The organism is Halalkalibacter lacteus (assembly GCF_036663595.1).
GTDB lineage: Bacteria > Bacillota > Bacilli > Bacillales > Bacillaceae_D > Halalkalibacter > Halalkalibacter lacteus.
The window spans coordinates 82808-90445 of sequence record NZ_JAWRVL010000018.1; the positions used below are offsets into that span (position 1 = coordinate 82808).

Annotated in this window: 3 protein-coding genes, 2 rRNA genes, 1 pseudogene and 1 other annotated feature; of the genes and pseudogenes, 2 read left to right on the forward strand and 4 right to left on the reverse strand. The window is 38.3% G+C overall.

From position 1 onward, the window contains the following. Positions 1-121: 121 nt before the first annotated feature. Both SAZ04_RS14035 and SAZ04_RS14040 read left to right on the forward strand, forming a co-directional pair. The gene (locus SAZ04_RS14035) at positions 122-2776 is read left to right on the forward strand and encodes an ATP-binding protein (RefSeq protein ID WP_332696155.1); all 2655 of its coding nucleotides are present in this window, start codon (positions 122-124) and stop codon (positions 2774-2776) included. 49 nt (positions 2777-2825) lie between these two features. Beyond that, positions 2826-4622 (forward strand): response regulator, encoded by a 1797-nt coding sequence (locus SAZ04_RS14040; RefSeq protein WP_332696157.1) that lies wholly within the window; start codon positions 2826-2828, stop codon positions 4620-4622. A 212-nt stretch (positions 4623-4834) separates the two neighbouring features. On the opposite strand, the pseudogene SAZ04_RS14045 reads toward SAZ04_RS14040, so the two are convergent. From SAZ04_RS14045 to SAZ04_RS14060, 4 genes and pseudogenes are all read right to left on the reverse strand, one after another. Next, positions 4835-4933, reverse strand: a pseudogene (locus SAZ04_RS14045) (DUF1731 domain-containing protein); the annotation flags it as partial. 12 nt (positions 4934-4945) lie between these two features. After that, a complete protein-coding gene (locus SAZ04_RS14050) occupies positions 4946-6655 on the reverse strand; it encodes a 2-isopropylmalate synthase (protein WP_332696159.1) in 1710 nt (569 codons plus the stop codon). Positions 6656-6717: 62 nt separating this feature from the next. Beyond that, positions 6718-6983 (reverse strand) — a binding site (T-box leader). A gap of 209 nt (positions 6984-7192) precedes the next feature. Continuing rightward, positions 7193-7308, reverse strand: a 5S ribosomal RNA gene (gene rrf / locus SAZ04_RS14055). Between the two features lie 160 nt (positions 7309-7468). Continuing rightward, positions 7469-7638: ribosomal RNA gene (locus tag SAZ04_RS14060) — 16S ribosomal RNA — on the reverse strand; the annotation flags it as partial.

Consider the following 7638-nt stretch of genomic DNA (forward strand, 5'->3'; position numbering starts at 1 on the left):
TTTTAAATACATATTTAAAGTGAGATTATCTGACATATTATTCAACTAAATTCGTTGCGCGATTTATAATAAAGGAAACTTTTGAAAAGGAAAATTCAAGAATAGAATTGAGGCAATTACAGTGAAGTTTACAATCGGCAAAAAATTATTGATCAGCTTTTTCATTCTCGCCTTATTTTTCGGAGGCACCAGTATGACTTTTTATTATTACATCGACAAAATAAACAACTCGTATTCAAGTATTATCGATCTTCGGGTTCAAATTCTATCAAATACTAAAGACATTCAAGTGCTTTCACTCGCACAAACAAATGGATTACGCGGATATCTCTTAACTCAAGACCCCGATTTTATAAGCGAATTACGAACAGCAAATGAGAAATTAAATGGGCTAATCAACGAAACGAGAACGATGGTAACCCAACCCGAAAGTAAAAATGACGTAGATGATCTATATGAATTAAATCAAGAGTTCAGATTGAAGTATGAGAGGTTAGTTACTCGCTATGAACAGAACAAAGACCAGACAGAAGCCCTAGATTATTTTATGACAGAAGTGTTACCAACAGGTAGTAAACTTGCTCCTCTTGCTAATCTCCTGACAAATCGCAACCAGGAATTAATGAATGAAGCAAGATCAGAAAACACAGAATTAGTCCAAAATATATACAGCATGACTATTATTCTAAGCATTATCTCACTTATTCTATTTATAACCATCGGATTAGCTATATCACAAAACATTACACGGAACCTATCTAAAATCATGAACGTTATTTCTAGTCTTACCAGTACCTCTAGTAACACCGAAGATATACCACAGATTGAAGTCAAATCCCAAGATGAAACAGGTGATATCGCTAAGGCATTTAACAAGATGACAATGGCTTCTCAAGAAAAAAGTTGGTTGGAACATAGTATCGCAGAGGTCGCAACCATGTACCAAGGAATTCATGACTTACAGACATTGTCTGAGCAATTTATGATGAAAATCACCCCGATGGTGGGCGCTAGTTACGGTGTATTTTATGTAAAACAAGGCTCTGGGGAGAACGAATACTTTCAAAGTTTAGCGTACACAGCCAAAAGCTCAACAGAAATCAAGTCGGTCCGTTTTCGTCACAATGAAGGCCTTGTTGGGCAAGCTGCACTGGAAAAGCGAACAATCCTTCTTACTGATCTCCCAGAAGATTATATTCAAATTTCGTCTGGCATTGGAGCAGCTAAACCAACGAGTTTGATCATTATCCCTGTTGAATTTGAAGAAGAAGTGACGATCGTCATTGAACTCGCATCGTTTTATAAATTTACTCAAATTCAAGAAAAGTTCTTACAACAAATAGCTAATCATATTGGAATTACGGTCAACAGCGTAAAAGGACGCATGCAAATAGAAAATCTATTACAGCAGAGTAAGCTTTTAACAGAGGAATTACAAAGTCAATCAGAGGAATTACAGATGCAGCAGGAAGAACTGCTTAGCATGAATGAGAAATTAGAAGAACAATTTAACCAGTCTGAGCAAAAGTCACAAGAACTTACTAATACAAAAAATGAATTGGAAAAACAAGCCGAACAGCTTGAACTTAATTCCAAATATAAATCGGAATTTCTCGCCAATATGTCTCACGAATTACGGTCTCCACTTAATAGTTTGCTTATTTTGGCCCATTTGCTTACTGAAAATAAGGAAGGGAATCTCACAGCACTACAAGTTGAATATGCCGATACAATTTCTAAATCTGGAAAAGACCTTCTACACTTAATCAATGAAATTCTCGATCTAGCGAAAATAGAATCGGGCAAGATTGACATCAATCCAACTGAGGTCAATGTAAGAGATTTATGCACCTTTATTAATCGGCAATTTTCAACTCTCGCTATAGAAAAAGGTCTTGCATTTAACGTTCAACTGGAGAATGACTTACCAGACAACCTTTGGACAGATGAGCACCGACTACACCAAGTAATCAATAACTTATTATCAAACGCATTTAAATTTACGGATCAAGGAGAAGTCACGTTACATGTTCAAAGAGTAAAACCACCTAAACATAGTTCAACTAAATACAACCATTCTATTCTCGCATTTATAGTGAAAGATACAGGGGTGGGAATTCCTAAGGCGAACCAGCAGTTGATCTTTCAAGCCTTTCAACAAGGAGATGGTACAATAAACCGCAAATACGGTGGTACTGGTTTAGGTCTATCCATTAGTCAAGAAATTGCTGAATTATTAGGTGGCAGAATTGCTGTTGAAAGCGAAGTCGGAGAAGGGAGTATGTTTACCTTTTACTTACCTATCAATGATAAAACTCTCGTAAATGAACCTAGCACCCTGTTAGATGAAGTAGCCGCTACAAGTGAACGAGCTAACGAAAAGTCAGATCAACATTCCCTCCTAACAGGGAAAAAAATACTTATTGTTGATGATGATATGCGTAACATTTTTGCCCTATCAACAGCACTGGAAAACAAAGAAATAAACGTTGTCTTTGCTGAAAATGGTGAAGATGGGCTAGTTGTTCTAAAAAACAATCCAGATATTGATTTGATACTTATGGATATCATGATGCCTGTTATGGATGGTTATGAGACGATACAAACGATTCGACAAATGCCTGAATATCAAACATTACCAATCATTGCACTTACAGCCAAGGCAATGAAAGATGACAAAGAAAAATGCATTAAAATAGGGGCGTCTGACTACATTAGTAAACCCGTATTTCTAGATCAGCTTTTTTCTTTATTACATGTTTGGTTGTCCAAATAAGTGAATCAACTTCTACCATTCGTACATAGTTCAAGAGGAGATAGATCAAATGAAAAACTATAAAGAAAAATGGAATATTCAAAAGAAAGCTAATATATTGTTAGTCGATGACCGTCCTGAAAATTTACTTGCACTTGAGGGATTACTATCTACTTCCTCCTACAATCTGATCAGTGTCAACTCTGGTGAGGAGGCACTGAAATATGTATTGACTGAAAATATAGCTGTTATACTACTCGATGTTCAAATGCCAGGTTTAGATGGATTTGAAACAGCGAAAATCATTAAATCTCGCAAGAAATCCAAACAAGTTCCAATTATTTTTATAACAGCTATCTCTCAAGCGATGGAACATGTGAAACAAGGATATGAAACAGGGGCAATCGACTACATTTTAAAACCTTTCCACCCGGAAACGTTGAAGATGAAAGTGGAAGCCTTTGTAAAAATCCATCAATATCAGGAACAAATTAAATTACAAAATGAATTAATGAAAGTCATTGGCGAGACTCTAGTTGATACCCTTATTACGTTTGATGTGACTGGAACGATCATTACCATTAATCCAGCCGTTGCAAAAATGTTTGGTTATAGCGAAAGTGAATTAATTGGTCATCATATCGAAACACTTGTTCCAGACCTGTCCATTTATTTTTCAGATTCGATACAAGTAGAAAAAATGATTGAAACGGTTGCTTTGCGAAAAAACCTAAGTCACTTTCCAGTTGATATTCAACTTGGAGAAGCGAGTATTACAGGTAAGCGCGTCTATGTCTGTTCGATTCGCGATGTCACAGAACGAAAAATAATTGAAGAAGAACGTTTCCGCAAAATCTTCGAGGCGACTCCATGTCTTGTTTCCCTGCGTTCACTCAAAGATTGGAGATATATTAATGTGAACAAAAGTTGGTTATCCTACTCCGGTTACGATAACTATACAGATATCATTAATCAAACAGTGGACTCAATGAAATACATTATTCATTCGGAAGATGATGAAGAAATAGTTTTGGATATGTCTGAATTAAACCATCCAGTTCAAAGTATGAGAATCAGTTATTTAAATCATTTAGGAGAATACCGTGAAGGCTTATTGTCTTCTGAATTTCTTGATGTACACGGAGAAAGATGTCTTCTGACTGTCATTACAGATATCACCGAAAGGGCATTAGTCGAAAAGGAAATGTCGCGTTTAGATCGTCTTAATTCTGTTGGGGAAATGGCCTCAGGAATTGTACATGAAATTCGTAATCCAATGACAACGATACGGGGATTTTTGCAAATGTCAAAGGAACATCCGTCTCCTGAATTTGTCGATATTATGATCGAAGAATTAGACCGAGCCCATGATATCTTATCTGAATTTCTTTCTATTTCAAAAACCGACAAACCAAAGCGTAAACCGATTGAGCTTAATGCTATTATAGAGACCTTGTTTCCACTCCTTAATGCAAAAGCGATGTACGTTAATAAATTTGTGCGTCTTGAATTAGATCATTGCCCGATTTTACAGTTAGATGAAGGGGAAATCCGCCAGCTACTTCTGAACCTTTCACTAAACGGATTAGATGCAATGTCATCCGGTGGATCACTTACTATTAAAACTTATCAAAAAAGTGACGAGGTTATCTTAGCCATTCAAGATGAGGGCTGCGGTATTAAAGATGAACTACTCGAAAAAATCGGTACGCCTTTTTTTAGTACAAAAACGAACGGCACAGGGCTCGGCCTATCAATATGTCAGAAAGTTGCTAAAAGACAAAATGCAATAATTACTATAGAAACAAGTGAGAGAGGAAGCACTTTTTTTGTTCATTTCCCTCTTCAACAACAGCTTGCGTTATGATTACGCTCCAATTAAAAGCGTTTCTGTAAGGAAGTATAGTTCAAGCTAGTTTCGAAACAAATGGATATCTACGATGGAGCTCAGTATATATTTTAATTTAACAATGACACAAAAGAGGTTGTCTCAAAACCCTTTTAAGATAACTCCTTTGTGTTTCCTGTCTCCATATGTTTTTAGTAATAATCAAGACTATAGTCCCTCTACAATCGTACTCACTTGACAATCTGTTCAAGTGCTTGTTCTATATTCTCATAGGTAAACCGATTTCCTTCTTTTTCTAACCTTTCTGGAATAACCCACCGACTCTTTAATTAAGAGGTCAACTAGTTGTTAGAACCACCTGTGGAGGGGGCATTTTCAATCGAAAGAGGTACGATGACTATCATTTTATTCACTGCACTAAATAGAGCTTTTACCGAAGAAGTCATAATATCGACGTCAATCCCACATCCCCAATAAACAGCACCCTCCTGAGAAGTTATACCTACATAGGATACAGCCTGTGATCCGGACCCGATTTCTAAAGCGTGTTCCTTGTAAATTAAATTCCTATAATGTAAACCTAGGTTGGTTTGAAGCCCATGACTGATGGCATCAAGTCTTCCGTTTCCGCCACTTTCAAATTCCTGGATTTCACTATTTATCCGAATGGTTACGGCTGTTTGGTACGTGTCATGCTGAACAAACTTGTAATTAATAAACTCGATTGGAGCCGTAATGTTTACATATTCCTTTTTAAATATGTCGTATATGTCATCAGGCTTTAGTTCCTTGTGTAAACGGTCCGACACATTTTTCACACTATATCCGAAACTCTCGCGCATTTCTTGAGGCAGTTGAAGCCCATATTTTTGTTCAAGTACATAACCGATCCCGCCCTTACCTGACTGGCTGTTAATACGAATGATATCTCCTTCGTACTCCCTGCCAATATCCTTTGGATCAATCATTAGATAAGGTACCGTCCAATACTGACATTCTTTTTCCTCACGCCATTTCATTCCTTTTGCAATCGCATCCTGATGTGAACCTGAGAATGCAGTGAAGACTAGTTCCCCGCCGTATGGATGCCTCTCATTGACTTTCATTTTTGTTAGAGGCTCATACACGGAAATGATTTCTGGGATATTTTCAAAATTAAGCTTTGGGTCTACTCCATGCGAAAACATGTTTAAAGCAAGCGTTACAATGTCTACATTCCCTGTTCTTTCTCCATTTCCAAACAGTGTCCCCTCGACTCTCTCCGCTCCAGCAAGCATTCCCAGTTCTGCATCTGCAACCCCAGTTCCTCTGTCATTGTGAGGATGCACTGATAAAATAACATTGTCCCTGAACTTCAGGTGGTCACTCATATATTCAATTTGACTTGCGTAAACATGTGGCATCGAAAATGACACTGTAGCCGGTAGGTTGATGATCACCTTTTGATCCTCCGTTGGTTGCCATACATCAAGGACCCGATTGCAAATATCAAGCGCGAACTCCATCTCTGTACCAGTAAAGCTTTCCGGTGAATACTGAAACTTAAAATCTCCTTCAGTTTCACCAGCATATTTTTTTAATAGCTTTGCTCCAGTTACAGCAATGCCGATAATTTCGTCATTGGATCTTTTGAACACCTGCTCGCGTTGGGCTACGGAGGTTGAATTGTACAGATGCACGACCGCCTTTTTCACACCTTGCAGCGATTCAAACGTTTTACGAATAATATGTTCTCTCGATTGCGTAAGCACTTGAATCGTTACATCATCTGGGATCAAACTTTGTTCAATCAACGTACGTAAAAAAGCATACTCTGTTTCAGATGCAGCCGGAAAGCCAACCTCTATTTCTTTGAAACCACTTTTTACAAGCAATTGAAAATATTCAAGCTTTTCTTCAAGACTCATAGGAACGACCAAAGCTTGATTCCCATCTCGAAGGTCAACACTACACCAAATAGGAGCTTCGGTTATATACTCCTTTTCACTCCATTTCATACTGCTTACAGGAGGCATAAAATACGCTCTGGAATACTTTTCAAAATTTTTCATACGCTATCAACCTTTCGTTTATATTCTGTAGTTACATAAAAAAAGCCTTTCATCTCTATACAAATAGAGACGAAAGACTTTTGACATCTTACGTGGTACCACTCTGATTTCATACCAAAACGGGGTATGCACTCTTGACAGATACGCGGATTTTAAATCCTTTATATCCTCCTACTGTAACGGGTAGGTCCCGTCTCCACCTACTCTTACTCAATTTCAGCGAGCTACTTCAAGGTGAGTTCGGATTTTTTTATTGCAACTGTTTCGCACCACCCAACAGTTCTCTGATCGCTCAATTAATCCTACTATTCCTCTTCAATGCATTTAGAATATTATACTATAGAAGTTTCAGACTTTCAAGTCCATTTTATGTAAAAATATTTTCAAAGATTCTTGAAGCAATTCCTCAGTAGATAAGTAATAGCATCTTATTGGCTCATTCGGGGAAGGTATTGCTTTTCGGACCAGAGCGCTTCAACGCCCTTTCTCATTTTGTGCACAGAAAAAAAAGCATTCCTCAACGGAATGCTTTTAGGTGCCTGGCAACGTCCTACTCTTGCAGGGGGAAGCCCCCAACTACCATTGGCGCAAAAGAGCTTAACGACCGTGTTCGGCATGGGAACGGGTGTGCCCTCTTTGCTATCGCCACCAGACTTTGAAAGGCAAATAAACTGTATCCTTCTTCCGTTACTCGCAGACGCAGGAGCAAAAGCTCTTACTTTAATCGAGTGTTTTGAGTTCTCTCAAAACTGAACAAATAGCACAAGCGTATATGACCTGCGTCATATATCGACTAGAGTAAAGACTCCATAGAAAGGAGGTGATCCAGCCGCACCTTCCGATACGGCTACCTTGTTACGACTTCACCCCAATCATCTGTCCCACCTTAGGCGGCTGGCTCCAAAAGGTTACCCCACCGACTTCGGGTGTTACAAACTCTCGTGGTGTGACGGGCGGTGTGTACAAGGCCCGGGAACGTATTC